13 protein-coding genes are annotated in these 16,441 nt (G+C 51.8%); 7 read left to right on the forward strand and 6 right to left on the reverse strand.

Going from position 1 to position 16,441, the window contains the following annotated elements; genetic code table 11:
* Positions 1-37: 37 nt before the first annotated feature.
* Positions 38-2,623 carry a DUF4175 domain-containing protein gene (locus D9A02_RS05795; protein WP_120500044.1) on the forward strand — a complete coding sequence of 862 codons (2,586 nt, stop codon included), beginning with the start codon at positions 38-40 and terminating at the stop codon, positions 2,621-2,623.
* A 13-nt stretch (positions 2,624-2,636) separates the two neighbouring features.
* Here the strand turns inward: D9A02_RS05795 and D9A02_RS05800 are convergent, their stop codons facing one another.
* The 4 genes from D9A02_RS05800 to D9A02_RS05815 form a co-directional block, all read right to left on the reverse strand.
* On the reverse strand, positions 2,637-3,683 hold the full coding sequence (locus D9A02_RS05800) for a calcium-binding protein (protein WP_120500045.1): 1,047 nt from the start codon (positions 3,681-3,683) through the stop codon (positions 2,637-2,639).
* Positions 3,684-3,783: 100 nt separating this feature from the next.
* Positions 3,784-4,815, reverse strand: coding sequence for a sterol desaturase family protein (locus tag D9A02_RS05805; RefSeq protein WP_120500046.1), 1,032 nt, complete (start codon positions 4,813-4,815; stop codon positions 3,784-3,786).
* A 148-nt stretch (positions 4,816-4,963) separates the two neighbouring features.
* Positions 4,964-5,929: an NAD(P)-dependent oxidoreductase gene (locus D9A02_RS05810; protein ID WP_120500047.1), complete on the reverse strand. Its 966-nt coding sequence runs from the start codon at positions 5,927-5,929 to the stop codon at positions 4,964-4,966.
* Positions 5,930-5,971: 42 nt separating this feature from the next.
* Positions 5,972-6,937 (reverse strand): NAD(P)-dependent oxidoreductase, encoded by a 966-nt coding sequence (locus tag D9A02_RS05815; protein WP_120500048.1) that lies wholly within the window; start codon positions 6,935-6,937, stop codon positions 5,972-5,974.
* A 137-nt stretch (positions 6,938-7,074) separates the two neighbouring features.
* On the opposite strand from D9A02_RS05815, the gene D9A02_RS05820 reads away from it, so the two are divergent.
* Entirely contained in the window at positions 7,075-7,962 is an 888-nt protein-coding gene (locus D9A02_RS05820) for a LysR family transcriptional regulator (RefSeq protein ID WP_162932973.1), read from the forward strand.
* Here the strand turns inward: D9A02_RS05820 and D9A02_RS05825 are convergent.
* Positions 7,959-8,984 (reverse strand): LacI family DNA-binding transcriptional regulator, encoded by a 1,026-nt coding sequence (locus D9A02_RS05825; protein WP_120500050.1) that lies wholly within the window; start codon positions 8,982-8,984, stop codon positions 7,959-7,961. The genes D9A02_RS05820 and D9A02_RS05825 overlap by 4 nt on opposite strands.
* 395 nt (positions 8,985-9,379) lie before the next feature.
* Here D9A02_RS05825 and rfbF point away from each other — a divergent pair, with 395 nt between their 5' ends.
* From rfbF to D9A02_RS05850, 5 genes are all read left to right on the forward strand, one after another.
* Complete coding sequence (gene rfbF / locus D9A02_RS05830; RefSeq protein WP_120500409.1) at positions 9,380-10,162, forward strand: glucose-1-phosphate cytidylyltransferase; 783 nt, start codon at positions 9,380-9,382, stop codon at positions 10,160-10,162.
* A gap of 5 nt (positions 10,163-10,167) precedes the next feature.
* Positions 10,168-11,244, forward strand: a complete 1,077-nt coding sequence (gene rfbG, locus D9A02_RS05835; RefSeq protein ID WP_216824950.1) for a CDP-glucose 4,6-dehydratase — start codon at positions 10,168-10,170, stop codon at positions 11,242-11,244.
* Positions 11,228-11,686, forward strand: a complete 459-nt coding sequence (locus D9A02_RS05840) for a dTDP-4-dehydrorhamnose 3,5-epimerase family protein (protein WP_120500052.1) — start codon at positions 11,228-11,230, stop codon at positions 11,684-11,686. Before rfbG ends, D9A02_RS05840 begins: the two co-directional genes overlap by 17 nt.
* Positions 11,683-12,663, forward strand: coding sequence for an NAD(P)-dependent oxidoreductase (locus tag D9A02_RS05845; protein WP_120500053.1), 981 nt, complete (start codon positions 11,683-11,685; stop codon positions 12,661-12,663). Before D9A02_RS05840 ends, D9A02_RS05845 begins: the two co-directional genes overlap by 4 nt.
* Positions 12,664-12,933: 270 nt before the next feature.
* Complete coding sequence (locus tag D9A02_RS05850; RefSeq protein WP_254054580.1) at positions 12,934-13,920, forward strand: glycosyltransferase family 2 protein; 987 nt, start codon at positions 12,934-12,936, stop codon at positions 13,918-13,920.
* Positions 13,921-14,805: 885 nt separating this feature from the next.
* Here D9A02_RS05850 and D9A02_RS05860 read toward each other — a convergent pair.
* The gene (locus tag D9A02_RS05860; protein ID WP_120500056.1) at positions 14,806-16,401 is read right to left on the reverse strand and encodes an ABC transporter substrate-binding protein; all 1,596 of its coding nucleotides are present in this window, start codon (positions 16,399-16,401) and stop codon (positions 14,806-14,808) included.
* Positions 16,402-16,441: the final 40 nt, after the last annotated feature.

Here is a 16,441-nt window from a genome sequence, read left to right on the forward strand (position 1 = left end):
CGCGTTTGTTGTGTTCGGCCTCTGATCGGAAGGGATTATGCCGGATAAACCGTCACCATTGACCCAGATTCAGACCCGCCTGCGCGGGCCGTTGCTGCTGACATGGGCGGGCATGATTGCCGAACGTCTGACGCAGGTTTTTTGGCCGGTTTGGACAATCTTCGCTGTATTGGCGGCTTTTGTTCTTTTGGGCCTGCATGATAGCCTGCCACTCGTTGTGACATGGGTGGTTTTTGCGACATTTGCACTGGCCTTGCTGGTGTTTGGCATGCAGGGCGTGCGGCGTTTTGTTTGGCCCAACCGGGTTGCCGCATTGGCGCGGCTTGATCAAGCCTTGCCGGGTCGACCTCTTGCTGCGCTTTCAGACACACAAACGATTGGCGCGGGTGATGCCGGGTCCGAGGCTCTGTGGCGAGCCCATCTGAGTCGCATGTCAACACAGGCGTCTGCGGCCAAGGCAGTTGAACCTGATCTGAAGTTGTCACAGCGTGATCCGTTTGGTTTGCGCTACCTTGCTTTGCTGGCGTTGGTCTGTTCCCTGCTTTTTGGTTCGCTCTGGCGGGTGCAATCGTTGTCGGAATTGGCGCTGGGTCCAGGTGGGCTTGTGACTGGTGAGCCAACTTGGGAAGGGTGGATTGAACCGCCTGACTATACCGGTTTGCCCAGCCTATATCTGGCTGATCAGACCAGCAAAATTCAGATTCCGGCCGGGTCAATGATTACTCTAAGACTATACGGAGAGGTTGGCGTACTCAGCGTGTCCGAGACCGTGTCTGGTTCTGACATGTCCGAGCCGTCCACTGCAACAGAGCAGAGCTTTGAAGCAACAATTGGCGGAACGCTGCAAATTGATGGCCCCGGAGGTCAAATCTGGGCCTTGGATGTGGTACCGGATCTGCCACCCTTTGTTGAAGCAATTTCTGACGAGATGCAGACCACATTTGAGGGGTTGATGAGCCTGCCATTCACTGCAATTGATGATTATGGCGTAGTCAGTGGCCGGGCAATCATGACGCTTGATCTGGATAGGGTCAGTCGCATTTACGGGCTGAAAACAGATCCAGAAGCGCGCGAAGATATCATTCTTGACGTGCCAATGCCTATCACTGGTGGACGGGAGAATTTCACCGAGAAACTGGTTGAAAACCTGTCAGAGCACCCTTGGGCGCATTTGCCGGTGATTATTATCCTTGAGGTCACAGATGGCCGTGGGCAGGTTGGGCAAAGTGAAGTGATTTTGACTCCCCTGCCTGCACGCCGGTTTTTTGACCCACTAGCGGCCACGATGATTGAACAACGCCGCGATCTGTTGTGGTCGCCTACCAATGCGCGGCGCATCTCGCAATTGATGCGCGCGGTATCGCACCGTCCCAATGATGGCTTGTTTCGGTCAACCGGGACCTATCTGATTCAGCGGATGATTTTGCATCGGCTTGAGGCCGCGATGGATGCGGATGCGCTGACATCGGACACACGTGAAGAGTTGTCCGAGGCATTGTGGGATCTTGCCTTGTTGCTGGAGGATGGCAACGTTGGCAACGCTCTTGAACGGATGCGCGAAGCGCAGGAGCGGCTGAGTGAGGCAATCAAAAACGGCGCCAGTCAAGAAGAGATTGCACGTTTGATGCAGGAGCTGCGTGAAGCCACAAACGACTACTTGCGCCAGAAATCACAACAGGCTCAGCGTGAGCAGAGTGGTGATCAGCAGTTGAGTGAAAACATGATGCGGATGACCCAACAAGATCTGCAAGACATGATGGACCGTATTCAGGAACTGATGGAACAAGGCCGTTTTGCCGAAGCTCAGCAAGCGCTGGAAGAATTTCAGCAGATGATGGAAAACATGCGTGTGACCGAAGGGCAAGGTGGCGATGGCCAATCCCCGGGTGAGCAGGCGATGGAGGGTCTGGCTGAAACTCTGCGTGAACAGCAGGGCCTGTCTGATCAGGCCTTTCGTGACTTGCAAGAGCAGTTCAACCCTGGTGCGCAATCTGGTCAATCGCAGGGCAATGAGGGCTACAATGGCGGTCAGGGCCGTGGGCAAAGCCATGATCCGGGTCAGGGCCAAGGTGAAGGCGGCGGCGAACAATCCGGTGAAGGAGCACAATCGGGCGGTCAGGGAGGCGACCAAGAGGGTGGATTGGCAGATCGCCAACAAGCCCTGCGCCAAGAGTTGGAGCGTCAGCGTGGTGCACTTCCCGGTAGCGGAGGCGAGGCCGGCCAGGCCGCGCGCGACGCATTGGAGCAAGCCGAAGGGGCCATGCGTGGGGCTGAAGACGCCCTGAGAGAGGGCGATCTGGCCGAGGCTATTGATCGTCAATCTGATGCGATGGAGGCCATGCGCGATGGCATGCGCAATCTGGCGGATGCCATGGCAGAAAACAGTCAGACACCGGGTGGTCAGGGACAGGCCACTGGCCGGGAGGGAAGTCAGCGCCCTGATCCTTTAGGGCGCGTCCCAGACGGAAGCGGCGGGGCCAGCAGCACAGGCGATGCATTTCATAATGGTGATGTGTATGGCCGTGCCCGCGAGTTGCTAGATGAGTTGCGCCGCCGCTCAGGAGAGGGCGAACGTTCAGAGGCTGAGCGCGATTATCTGCGCCGGTTGCTGGATCGATTCTAAGGGCGCTTTGTGCTTAGTTTACCATCGGCACAAGGGTGATATTGTGCTGAGTTAAAGCCGTTTTGGCAAAGACCGTCGCAACATATTCTCCTTCCAGATACACCTGTTGTTGCGTTTCATCATCACCGTCTTGTTCAATCGTCAGCTCTGGCGTGGGCGTTTCTTCGGCATCGTAAAGCACCATCAACCTGTCCTCATCCGGGTCAAAGTCAAAAATGACGGTTTGGTGGTTTTGCTTAATCCAGTCTGACAAGATGAGAGAGTCTGCGCCATCGCCACCAGTGATGGTGTCATTTGCATCTGCAAAGATAATATCATTGCCCTTTCCGCCATTCAGATAGTCTCCAGTCGGATCAACGTTGTCGTCTTCTGTTTTGTTCGGATCAAAATTATTCTCATCACGACCATCAACGACATCATCGCCGTGGCCGCCAAACAGGCTGTCTTGTCCGGCATGCCCAACCAATGTGTCATTGCCAAGATACCCGTGTAGGGCATCATCCCCACTGCCGCCTTTCATTAGGTCCTGACCGCCGCCCCCTTGCAATCTGTCATCTCCGGTACCACCATCCAGCGTATCTTTGCCTTCGTGACCAAACATAACGTCATCACCGGCTTGCCCGGATAATACATCATTGCCGCTCTGACCGTGCAGGGTGTCGTACCCATCGCCCCCTTGCAACGTGTCCTCACCCCCCATGCCAAACAATTGATCGTCACCAGCCTGACCCTGAATCAGATCGGTGCCATCTTTGCCACCGATCTGATCATTTTGCGGGCTGCCTAAAAGGGTATCGGCCTCTGGTGTGCCGGTGATAATCTCGCCATCCTGCCAACTGGATTTCTGATCATCTGAGGGGTGGGATTGTTCATCCACGACGTCCGGGGTGTTGGGGATGAAATCAACGATGTCAGTTTGTTTGTCGATCTTTGTGTTCAGCTCATCATCTTGCTCTGATAGAGTTTCATTGCCGTCTTTGTCGTGTTCATCCTCGCCAGAGGAAAACCCCATGGCCAGCGCAACACTTGCAGTCAAAATTCCAATCAGGCCAGCAATCACACGAACACCTCATTCTAAGCCCACCAAAGTGAAGCATGAAGGGGCGGGAGATAGCAAAAAGATAAGGTTTAACTGGTAAACGATGGGTTGCCAGAAAAGATCACTTTGCATGCATTTTCCGTTTTCGACTTCGGGTGCGGCGTGTCGCTTCCTCAGATCCGTCGTGAAAGGTGCCAAACCACTTGTCCCATGGCATCTCGCCATTGCCGTAATTGCATTCATAGTACCGATGATGCAGTTGGTGAAAGAATGCGCCGATTAACAATGCTTGACGATCTTTGGCCCAGATCGCCTCATATCCTGAATGCGATGATGCCGCACCGAGCATCAGCCAATAGCCCAGAAATACCATATGCACCGGATGGGTCGGGAGGATTACAACAACCCAGATTGCACTCAGATACATTGCTGCCTCAATCGGGTGCATCGACATGCCAGACCAAGGGCCAGTGTTGACGTTGCGGTGGTGCACGGCGTGGACGTATTTGTAGACCGATGGCTGGTGCAGGGCCAAATGTACCGTGTAGAAATGGAAACTTTGCCAAAGCGCCAAAAGCGGGAACAACATAATAAACCATATCGGGTGGGCAGAGAATTCAAGCGTTCCTATGGTGCCATTGGCATAAAGCCAGCGCAGGCCAACCTCATAGAGCGACAACAGTGGTGCGCCAAAGGCCAGCGAATAATACATGTTGTCCCAAGTCTGATAGCCGAATTTATAGAGCGCATTCTTGCGCTTCATGTATGGCCGCGGGTCGTATTTGAGCAGTTTGCCCTGCGCGTCGATGCCGTAGAACCACAGGTGGAGACCCCCGGCGACGACCAACAGAAAAATCCAGTTGCGAATAAACACCCTTGCCATCCAGCCAAAGGCAATATTTGCTTGTTCTGGGCTCACTGGTTGCAGCCAGAAGGCCACAAAAAAGGCCAGTGCCAGATAGATAGAGCGGTCGGAAACCTGCAGGTAGTTTTGCCAGACCCATCTCAAAAAGATCTTGGGTTTCGGTGGCCAGTGCCAATAAGGGGCATAATTTACGGGCAAGTCCGGGTGCCAATGCCATTCACGGCTCATCGGGCCGGGTTCAGCCGGTTGGGTGTTGGTGTCTGTCGGGTTTGTATCAGCAGTCGTCATGTTTCTGTCCTTTCCTGAAATCGAAGTGGCTCAGGAAAGTGTCGGGGGTGGCTCATAGGGATATTTGCGTGAGGGTTTGGTCAACATGACAGGGATTCTTTATTTGGTGCGCTGCGCGCAGAGGGACATCTGCGCGCGCTGGGTTGAATTATTCCGCAGCTTTGAGCTCTTTGCCCTGTGGAATGATTTCATAACCGGGTTCTTCTGGTTCATCATCAAGCATCTCAGGCGGAAAGCCGGGCGCGCGGATATCTAGGCCGGTGGCATCCTCAAGGCGGCGGATGATGTTTGGGGATAACTCACGATCTCCGTATTTCTTGATACCATCTTCGAAAATTTCAACCATCAACGGACTGATTTCCAACGGTACGTTGGCGCGGTCGGCAACCTCCTGAAAAAGCCCAACATCCTTTTTCACCAGATCCATGGTGAACGAGATATCGCGTGAGCCATTAAGGATCACCTGACTTTCGGTGATATGTGAGAAGGAGTTGCCCGAACTGATTTTGATCGCCTCGTAAGTGGTGTTGAGATCCATGCCGGCGGCCTTGGCGGTCACCAGCGCCTCGGCGTTGGCGACCAGATGTACAGTTGCGAGATAGTTGGTGACAACTTTCAGAACCGAGGCTGAGCCCAATTCGCCAGTATGCAGAATTCGCCGACCCATGGTGGTCAGGAATGGCAGGATCCGTTCAAAAGTGGCGCGATCGCAGCCCGCGAAGATGGCGATGTTGCCGGTATCTGCACGGTGGCAGCCACCAGAAACAGGGCAATCAACTGCGGCACCGCCACGCTCAATGACCAGCGCGCCCAGACGTTTGGCTTCGGCCTCGTCCGTGGTGGACATTTCCATCCAGATCTTGCCCTCTTTCACCTCGGGCAGCATTTCTTGCATCACCGCATCTGAGGCTGCTGGTGACGGCAGGCAAGTGATGACGGCGTCACAGTCGCGCATCAGCTGAGCCGGGCTTTCGGCAGCTTTGGCACCGCGGGCCAAAAAGTTGGCAACCAGATCTGCGTTGAGGTCGTGTACCGTTAGGTCAATGCTGTTGCGCAGCAGCGAGCCGGACAATTTTCCACCGACATTACCAAGGCCGATAAATCCTACTTTCATAGTGTTCTCCTGTTTTCCCGCAGGTCTGCGGGGTGTCTAAATTTAAAAATCGTTGCGGTGTGGAATGAGAACTTCGACACCGGGGCGGGCAGGTTCGCTGTCTTCCAGTATGTCGGGGAAACCGGGCGCGCGCAGCTCGGCGCCGCAGTCATCCTCAAGCCGCTTGACCACCTGACTGGACCAGACGCGAGGGCCGTAACGTTGCAGGCCGTCTTCCATTGCGGCGACACACACCGGGGATAGCTCCACAGGGACATCCAGGGATTTTGCCAAGTCGTCAAAGAGGGTCACGTCCTTGACCTCGTGATCCATGGTGAAATTGATGTTGTAGCTGCCGTTCAGGATCAGTTGGCCCTCGGTTTCGTGCACAAAGGAATTGCCCGAGCTGACCCGGATGGCATCATAGGCGACGGCCAGATCGATGCCGGCCTTTTTGGCGACCATAAATGCCTCTCCGGTGGACACCAGTTGCACGCCCGCCAGATAGTTGGTGATCACTTTGAGGACAGAGGCGGTGCCAATTCCGCCAGTGTGGACAATATCACCACCGAGGATCGACAGAATTGGCATAACCTTTTCGAACGCCGCACGTTCACCGCCCGCAAAAATGGCGATGTTGCCAGTGGCGGCGCGGTGACAGCCGCCAGACACAGGGCTGTCCATAGCCATGCCACCTTTGGCGGCAACCAGCTCGCCCACGCGTTTGACCTCGGCGTCGTCGGTGGTGGACATTTCCAACCAGACCTTGCCCTCGGATATGCCAGCGATGACGCCATCCTCGGCTTCCATCACATTGGCGCTGACTTTGGGAGAGGGGAGGCAGGTGATCACGACATCGCAGGCTTGCGCCATATCCTTGCCGCTATCGGTCCAGATGGCGCCTTTGGCGATCAGATCGTTAGCGGCGATGCGGTCAATATCGTGAACCATCATGTCTTGCCCGTGATCTAGCAAATTGCTTGCCAGTTTGTGCCCAACATTGCCCAGTCCGATGAACCCGATTTTCATGTTTTTCTCCGCTGACGAGTGTTACCACGCCCTATGAGTGGGGATCGCGTGTCTTCGCAGAGTGCGCGAGGATTAAGAAAAAGAAAAACGATATATTTGGCGCTTAATACCTAAAAATATTTATGCTAAAGTATGGCATGTCTGACATTCTGCCTAATCTGGTCTGGCTGCGTAGTTTCGAGGCAGCTGCGCGGCATTTGAACTTCACCGAAGCTGCGTCAGAGCTGGGCCTGACGCAAGCGGCGGTCAGTCTGCATATTCGCTCGCTCGAGGGGTATTTACATACTAACTTGTTCAACCGTGCGCCCCGCAACCTAAGCCTGACGGAAATGGGTAGGGCCTATTACCCGGCGGTGCAGCGTGCAATTGATGATTTGTCATTGTCGACCGCAGGTCTGTTTGGGCCAAAACTATCCAAAGTGGTTAACCTACGCGCACCGGTTTCAACCGCTATTTTGTGGCTGGCCCCTAATCTGGCTGATTTCAACGAGCGCAACCCCGAGATAGAGATCCGTATGATTTCATCGATATGGGCAGACCGGTTGTCTGAGGCAGATGTCGATATCGACTTGCAACTGGGTTATGCCGAACGCTTCCCGCGCCCAGTTGAGGTGTTATGCACCGAAGACATCACTCCAGTGTGCCACCCTATGCATGCCGAAAAGATAAGATCACCACAGGATATGTTACAGATGACACTGGTGCATATTTTAGGGTTTGAGGATCACTGGACGCGTTATTTCAGCGCCCATGGTATGACGCAGACCAAGGCGCGGTATGGGTTTGCATTGGATACAACGGCGGCCGCGGTCGAGATGGTATCATCTGGTCTGGGAGTGGCGCCGATTTTGACACGGTTTGCCGATCAGGCGATCAAATCCGGGCGACCAATTGCCAAGCTGAGCAAGCCAGTTGGGCTGGAACAGTCTCACTTTTTGGCACAAATGCCGGGGGTCACGCGAGAACGTTCCGAGGTGCAGGAGGTTAAGAAGTGGCTACGGGAATTGTTTGGAACAAAGGCTTAGTGGTTGCGGAACGTATCACCAAAATCAATGGTTGGCTCCAGCGCGACGGTCACAGGTTCTGCCTCATCCCCTTGATCAACCCGCGCCGCGATAATTTCTGCGGCTTTCTTGCCGATGTCATAACGGCAGGCGTCCATTGTGGCCAAACGCTTGGGCAGACCTTTGAGTAGGTTCACACCGTTAAAGCCAGCCAGACCGATCTTGTTGGGGATATCTATGCCCTGTTCCTGTAGATAGAGTAGGCCACCGACCCCGATCATATCGTTTGAATAATAGATGAAATCCAGACCTGGGCTGCGTTCCAGAATTTGCGCGGTCATCTCGCGGCCTTTGGCAAGGGCGGAGCCGCCTGAATAAAATTCCTGATCAGCCACCTCGATGCCGGCTTTGGCCAGCGCTTGGGTGAACCCTTCGAACCGTTTGCGGGCGCGGTGATCCAGCATCATCTTGGTGCCTAAGAATCCGATACGCTTATAGCCGGATTCGACAATGGCCTCTGCCATTTGCTGCCCTGCGCGACGGTGGGAAATGCCGACAACGGAATCGACTGGTGTGCCGTCAACATCCATGATTTCGACGATCGGAATTCCCGATGCTTTGAGCATCGCACGCGAGGCATCACTGTGTTCAATACCGGCAAGGATCACGCCAGACGGCCGCCATGACAGCATTTCGTACAAAACTTTTTCTTCTTTTTCAGGTTGGTAGCCGGTGATTCCGACCACAGGCTGCAGATCAGTTTCATCTAGCGCGTCGCTGATGCCGGTCATTACCTCGGGGAACACCATGTTTGACATCGATGGAATGATCACGGCCACCAGATTGACCCGCTGACTGGCCAGCGCACCAGCGATTTTGTTGGGCACATAACCAATGCGCTTGGCTGCGGCCAACACCCTTTCACGAGTGGAGGCAGAGACATCACCGCGATTTCGCAATACCCGGCTGACGGTCATCTCTGAGACGCCGGATTCTTCTGAAACATCACGCAGGGTGAGTGGGCGGTTATCCTTGGGTGTCACGGTTATCGTCCTGAAATGGCTTTTCTAATTGTTATCGCAAACAACAGGTTGGGATCAAGTGAGAGTTCAATTTGGGGGTGTGGTGATCATCAGTCACAATGGCCGGGTTGTTTTGAAAAAGCACCTACATCAAGGTCAGAGGTCGGGCACAATCATTCGCTCTTCGTCTAAGTCTGTTCTTGGGTGTCGTTTCAACAATTGCGTTGTCTTCACTTACCCGTCATTGCGTCAGCGACCCTAGATTTGCGCGGCTGTTTACAGCTACTGTGATCCAAACGAATAAACGCACGAAAAGCGCCTTTTATATAGGCAATACATGTGCATCTGTATAATAGATATGATCCATGCCGCTGGCAGCTAATACCTGCGCGGGATCGCTGTTAAAGGGCAATATTATGAAGACGGTTATTTTGTGCGGTGGGTTTGGTACTCGGATCAGAAACGTTGCTGATGACATTCCAAAACCGATGGTGCCAATTGGTGACAAGCCGCTCATATGGCATATTATGAAATATTATGCGCATTTTGGTATGTCTGATTTTATCCTTTGCGCAGGCTACAAAGGGTCCAAGATCAAGGATTATTTTTTGAGCTATGATCGCCAATTTGGCGATTGCGAAGTGATTTTGGGGCGGTCACGAGAGGCACAGGTCCAAACGAAGCATGATGAACTTGGTTGGAAAGTCACGATTGCTGATACTGGTTTAAACACTATGACCGGTGGGCGAGTGCAAAAGATCAAGAAATATGTTGCCGATGATGACCATTTTTTCCTGACCTATGGCGATGGTCTAAGTGATGTTGATCTGAACGCCTTGCTGACCTTTCATAAATCTCATGGTAAGGCTCTTACCGTGACGGGTGTGCGCCCACCCGGACGTTTTGGTGAGTTGACTGCAAATGATGCAGGGCTCTTGTCTGGCTTCAATGAAAAACCTCAAGCCAGTGGTGGTCGGATTTCCGGCGGATATTTTGTGTGCTCACGGCGGATATTTGATTTTCTGACTGATGACGAATCCCTGGTCTTTGAACAAGAGCCGATGAAACAGTTAGTCGCTGAGGAAGAATTGATGATGTATCGCCATGATGGGTTTTGGCAGTGCATGGATACTTACCGGGACTGGAAGTTTCTTCAATCGCTTTTGGAATCTGGTGACGCAACCTGGAAAATGTGGTGAGGCCATTGAAAGAGAATTTCAAAGGGCGGCGAGTCCTCATTACGGGTGACACTGGGTTCAAAGGCGCATGGCTAAGCCTTTGGCTGCATCAGATGGGCGCTCAGGTATATGGGTACGCCCGCCCGGAAAACTCTAGCGAAGATCTGTTTTACCGACTGGGATTACGTGATCGCATTGATCATACGGATGGGGATATTTGTGACCCAGTCGCCCTTGAGGCTGCTTTTGATCGCGCGCAGCCCGAAGTTGTATTTCATCTGGCAGCGCAAGCTTTGGTCCGTGACAGTTATGTGGATCCAGTTGAAAACTACAACACTAATCTCATGGGGTCTGTTCAAGTTTTGGAAGCGGTGCGCAGGCACCATGAAACTGTCCGCTCGTTTATCTATGTTACCTCTGACAAATGTTATCAAAACAATGAATGGGTTCACGGCTATCGCGAAGAAGACCGGTTGGGAGGCAAGGACCCCTACAGCGCATCTAAAGCAGCCGCTGAACTGATTTTTGCATCTTATCGACACTCTTTTCTGGATGCCTTGCCTCAGCTAGGCTGCGCATCTGTGCGCGCTGGCAATGTGATCGGTGGGGGTGATTGGGCGAAAGACCGGATCGTGCCTGACACCATCAGGGCGTTACACAAACAAGAACCTGTATTGCTACGCAGCGCGGCAGCGACGCGCCCCTGGCAACATGTATTGGAACCCCTCAGCGGATACCTGCATCTTGCGGCACGGTTTCTGGATGATCCTGTGACACATCGTGGTGCGTGGAATTTCGGCCCGTCCAACAAATCTAACAAAACAGTTGGCGCTCTTGTCGACGAGATAATCCGGGTCTGGGGGCGCGGTAGCCGATCTGATGCCGAAGTGGAAAATGCTCTGCATGAGGCAGGGTTGCTTTTGGTCAATTGCGACAAAGCAAACTTAAGGCTTGAGTGGTTTCCAAGGTGGAACTTCACGCAATCGATCTTTGAAACTGTTGATTGGTATAAGCGCCTTTTAAACGGCGAAGATGCATTCGCAGTAAGTTGTGAGCAAATAAATCGGTACGAAAGCGAGGCAACCCATGCAGTCTCTAATTGATGGGGTTAAGATAACACCAAAACGTCAAATTCTGGATGAACGTGGCAAGATCATGCACATGTTGAAAACTACAGATCCCGAATTCGAGGTTTTTGGTGAGATCTATTTTTCTTGCGTGAATCCCGGTGCAATTAAAGCCTGGCATATTCACAAGGAAATGACGCTGAATTATGCAGTTCCATTCGGGAACATAAAGTTTGTACTTTATGATGACCGCAAGGACAGCCCGACCAAAGGTACACTACAAGAGGTTTTTTTAGGGCCCGACAACTATGCACTGGTTACAGTGCCGCCGTTGGTTTGGAATGGGTTCAAAGGCCTCGGGACAATGCCTGCAGTTGTAGCAAATTGCGCCAGCCATTATCACACGCCCGGCGAAATTGATCGATGCGATCCCTTTGACAATGATATTCCTTACAATTGGGATTTGAAACACGGATGACCCGCATTTTCATCACCGGTGGCACAGGTTATGTGGGCGGGCGAATAGCGCAGGCCTTTTTGGCCGATGGCAATTTTGAAGTTTGCGTCGCGACGCGCGGATCCTCTACTTCTCTTTCCTATTTGCCAGGGGCACAGGTCGTGCAAATCGACTTGGACGATGTCGATGGAATGGCACGACACATGGCCGGTGCTGATCATGTTTTTCACATGGCGGCGGCCAATGAAATTATTTGTGGCCAAGGCATTCAACAGGCCGTTCGGTCAAACATTTTGCACGGCGTTAATACGCTTCAAGCGGCGCAGATGGCTGGCGTTCGGCGGTTCATTAATTTTTCAACAGCACATGTCTATGGCGCGCTACATGGTTTTATCGATGAGACTTGTTTGCCAGCCCCAACCCACCCCTACGCGATCACCCATTTGGGATTTGAGGGTTTTGTAAATGCAGCTATGCGCAACGATGCGATTGAAGGCGTAAACATTCGGCTCAGCAACAGTTTTGGCGCGCCGATCCACGCGCACGTAGATCGCTGGAGCCTTTTGGCCAATGACTTGTGCCGACAAGCGGCAACGCACAATCAGATTGTATTAAAAACAGATGGCAGTCAGACCCGCGATTTTGTGACATTGAGCGATGTTGCGAATATCAGTGTCGGGTTGGTCGAACTTTCCAAGGACGCATTAGATGATGGTGTGTTCAACTTAGGAGGAAATCGTACGTCCAGCATTTTAGAAATGGCGCAGATGGTTGCAGCTACCGCGCTAAAATTGACTGGTGAAGAGATTCCAGTCACGTTAGGCCCGCCCTCGGGCATTTCAGACACCAAGCCACCACTGATTTTCTCAACTGACAAGATCTCGCGCACAGGCTTAGGCCCAAAAACCCGCTTCGAGGACGAAATGGAGAGTTTGATGTTCGCTTGCCTGAAGTTTTTTCGCCGGGGCTTTTCCAGTGAGCAGCCGGATCAAATATAAGTTTGGCTGGTCAAACATCATTTTTGGCCGCGGGCCGACGTAGTGATATGTGAATCTGGGCCAAGTATAATTGTTCCTAATGGCTTCGCATTGTGGGGCGCTACGAACAAACCTGTTGGTGAGACCTTAGACACATTGGCGAAATAGACTTGGATGCTGACTCTTTATCGCCTATGAAAATTGGGGACATCACGCCTCGGGCAATGTTTGATCTTATAACTTGAAGAGGCGACTATGCCATCAAATCATAACTGTTTGCTCGTTGGGATTATGAAAAACGAAGGTCCCTATGTTCTGGAGTGGATCGCGCATCACTTGGCTATAGGCTTTGACAATATCATGATCTTCTCGGCTGACTGTGATGATCAAACCGACAGAATGCTCGACCGTCTTGAAGAAATGCGTCTAATTAAGCATTGCCCCAATCCAAAACGCATTTTCAAGCAACTGGGCGTATGGCATGTCGCAGCCTTGCGATATGCGACGATGTTCAACATGTATACAGACTCTGATTGGGTGTTGGCCATTGACGTAGATGAGTTTCTAGAGATCACACCGGGCAACCATCATCTAAACGACCTATTCGAACAAAGCCCTGCTTTCGATTTGATGAGTTTTACAGTGGTGGGTTACAATTCCTCAAATATCAAACACATCGGTGATGGATCTGTTCAGGGACAATTTTTCCAAGGACAGATGGACATCAACGACTTAAATAACCCCGCAGGCAAAAAATCCGCTGCTGTCAAAACCTTGGGCCGCAATGGGATCCCTGGTGCAATGTTCCGCAACCATCGTCCAAAAATTGATAACTTTTCGCAAACAGATCAGGTGTGGCTGAATGGGGCAGGAAATGCGATGCCCCCAGAGTTTACCGACAGAAAAGTCAACCTTCACCCCGCAGAGAATTCGATTGGCTTGGCCCATGTCAATCATCACTCATTGCGCTCCATGGAGTCTTTTATGGTCAAAGTTGACCGGGGTGACGCTGTGAATGAAGCTAAAATGGGATTGGATGATGCTCGTATTGCCAACGTTGTGACCTACTGGAACAAACGTAATGCGGGGCTTGATGTGGCCAAGAGAATCCCGGAAAAACCGGCCGATTATGACGCTGTTTATAAGAAACTGAAATCGGATCCAGCTCTAAGTGCTATGCATGAGACGGCCCTGAACGTGCACAGCCAGAAGATCGAACGGATTTTGACGACCGAAGGCGGTAGAAAACTGGCCGAGATCATCGGCTATTTTGATTAAAACCATCTTGATTGGGAATATTGCTTGCCGGTCTGTTGCCATGTTATCGCGCCATTTGATGCAAGTCTAACGTGACTGTTAACGGCCAAAATGCAACAAGCCTGCATTCTCTTTCAGTATTTTTACCAGTCTGTCAGCGAATGCATCACGCTATACATTTCCTGAAAGCTTGCTTCACTTGCGTAATCATCTTCTGATCGCTGCAATGCTTATTTTGCGGGTTTGAATAACCCTGTTCCGCTGTTCGTATGGGATACTCTCCCAATCCTCTGGCGGCCCGCTACATTATGAGGAACTTTTAGATTGGACCCCTTCCAGAGATTTGTGCAGTAAGGTATCTCGAAGCTCGGAATGTACCGCATTAATTTTCACCGGAATACTGGTTAGGTCGGCAACTTTTGCAACGCAAATACGATGCCTGCCGTCCTCTATTGAGATCTGCTTAATACGTCCAATGTTGATCAGGGGCAGTTCAGCGTCATCGTGATCTTGCCGATACTTTCCTGAAATACAATCTTGATAAAGCCGATCAAGAAAGTTCAAACGACTTTTGATCTTCGCCTCAGTTTTGTGTCTGCTAGGCGCAGCCTCAACCATCCAATTGTACCAACCAGATGAGCCAAGCACTCTCTTAGTTTAAGTTGTCTTTGGACCCAAAAACCCTGACCACGGACAGTATGTGCCACGTTGATTATTTTCCATAATCGCACTGGAGAAATGCCAGATTTTTGAAATCGAGAATCACCATGCGCTATGGAAGATTGAGTTTGTGATCAAGAACTTGAAAATGCAATTTTGGAGTATAAAAGCGCCGACAGTATGTCGGCGCTTTTATTTCCGGCCTGAGCACAGGGAGAGTAACTCAATGCCAGATATGGGTTTAACTTAAGTGAGCCACCAGCGTTCCATCCAGCGCTCTCCGTCCATATCCCAATTAGTGGCAATTTTTTCAGGTAGGCCGACGTTCTCATTCACGCCAAAGACATAGGAGGCAAACATTGGGATAGCTGAACCGCCTTCGTCATGCAAAATTTTCTGCATCTCGAAATACATCTCTTTGCGTTTGGCATCATCCAATTCGGCGCGTGCTTCTATCAAGAGGTTGTCAAAGCGTTCGTGAGACCATTTGCTTTCATTCCACGAAACACCCGTCTGATAGGTGGTCGAGAACATCTGGTCTTCAACCGGACGTCCGCTCCAGTAGCTGGTGATGAACGGTGATTTGATCCAGTGATCTGACCAGAATCCATCATTGGGTTCACGGCTAACTGTAATGTCAATTCCAGCCCCTTTGGCCGAGTTCTGGATCAGCACTGAAGCATCAATCGCCCCGGCAAAAGCCGCATCTGAGGCGTGCAGTGTCAGCGCGATTGTATCCAGGCCAGATTCTTTCAAATAGAACTTGGCCTTGTCGGGGTCATATTCCCGTTGTGCCAGTTCATTGTTGAAGTACCGTTGACCGGATCCGATTGGATGATCATTGCCCAGTTCGCCATACCCAAATAGGATCTTGTCGACCAGCTCTTGCCGGTTGATCGCGTGTTTCACAGCCATCCGTATATTGTTGTCGTCGTAAGGTGCCGTGTCTGACAACATTGGGAAAGAATAGTGCAGCGTCCCGGTTGCGGTCACCAGATTGATGCCGGGTTTGCGGGCCAGAAGATCCGCTGTTTTCAGATCCACCCGGTCAACGGCATGCACATCCCCCGACACCAAAGCCGTGGTGCGAGCGTTCTGGTCAATGATTGCCAGTAGCTGAATGGTATCGACATGGCCAGCGGCATCGGTCCAGTGGTTCGCGTGGCGTGACAATGAAGTTTGAATGCCAGGCTGGTGGCTGTCGATCTTATAGGCCCCACACCCAATATGATCTTGCCAGTTCATCGAGCCATCTTCATTGGCAGGCATAATCGGCAAATGATAATCGGTCATAATAAAGGGGAAGTCGGCGTTGCCCGATTCCAGCTCGATCACCACGGTGTTCTTGCCATCCGCTTTGATATCAGACACCGCAGACACAAGTGGTGCTGCAGCGGATGTGCTGCCTTCGCCACGGTGGTGATTGATCGATGCAATCACATCTTCTGGTGTTACTGTACGACCATTGTGGAATTCCAACCCATCACGCAGGTTAAACACCCAAGTTTTGGCGTCTGGGGACGCTTCCCAGGATTCAGCCAGTTCAGATTCCAGACTGCCATCACCAGCGATCTGGGTCAGGTATCCTTGATACCCACCCAACGACAGGCCGATGGTATACCCGTTTTCAATCACGCCCGGATCAAGAACATCTGTGGATGAACCGTGGCCCTTGGCAACTTTCAGATGGCCGCCCTTCTTGGGGGTAGCGGCATGCACCTTGTCTGCGACCATGGACAAAGCTGTTACACTTACCCCAGCGGCAAGACCTTGTTGCATAAAGCTTCGTCGTGAAATCGTGTTTGTTTTTAGCTTGTTTGATAGTCCTTTAAGTGCGTCCATATCATCCTCCCTGGATTTGTTGGAACTGTTATGAGGTGGG

It is taken from the genome of Roseovarius sp. EL26 (assembly GCF_900327775.1).
GTDB lineage: Bacteria > Pseudomonadota > Alphaproteobacteria > Rhodobacterales > Rhodobacteraceae > Roseovarius.

What these genes read in the sequence shown, in the direction of transcription:
- D9A02_RS05795 (WP_120500044.1), top strand. Translation starts at nt 38, where the DNA reads ATGCCGGATAAACCGTCACCATTGACCCAGATTCAGACCCGCCTGCGC.
- D9A02_RS05805 (WP_120500046.1), bottom strand. Translation starts at nt 4,815, where the DNA reads ATGACGACTGCTGATACAAACCCGACAGACACCAACACCCAACCGGCT.
- D9A02_RS05810 (WP_120500047.1), bottom strand. Translation starts at nt 5,929, where the DNA reads ATGAAAGTAGGATTTATCGGCCTTGGTAATGTCGGTGGAAAATTGTCC.
- D9A02_RS05815 (WP_120500048.1), bottom strand. Translation starts at nt 6,937, where the DNA reads ATGAAAATCGGGTTCATCGGACTGGGCAATGTTGGGCACAAACTGGCA.
- D9A02_RS05820 (WP_162932973.1), top strand. Translation starts at nt 7,075, where the DNA reads ATGTCTGACATTCTGCCTAATCTGGTCTGGCTGCGTAGTTTCGAGGCA.
- rfbF (WP_120500409.1), top strand. Translation starts at nt 9,380, where the DNA reads ATGAAGACGGTTATTTTGTGCGGTGGGTTTGGTACTCGGATCAGAAAC.
- D9A02_RS05840 (WP_120500052.1), top strand. Translation starts at nt 11,228, where the DNA reads ATGCAGTCTCTAATTGATGGGGTTAAGATAACACCAAAACGTCAAATT.
- D9A02_RS05845 (WP_120500053.1), top strand. Translation starts at nt 11,683, where the DNA reads ATGACCCGCATTTTCATCACCGGTGGCACAGGTTATGTGGGCGGGCGA.
- D9A02_RS05850 (WP_254054580.1), top strand. Translation starts at nt 12,934, where the DNA reads ATGAAAAACGAAGGTCCCTATGTTCTGGAGTGGATCGCGCATCACTTG.
- D9A02_RS05860 (WP_120500056.1), bottom strand. Translation starts at nt 16,401, where the DNA reads ATGGACGCACTTAAAGGACTATCAAACAAGCTAAAAACAAACACGATT.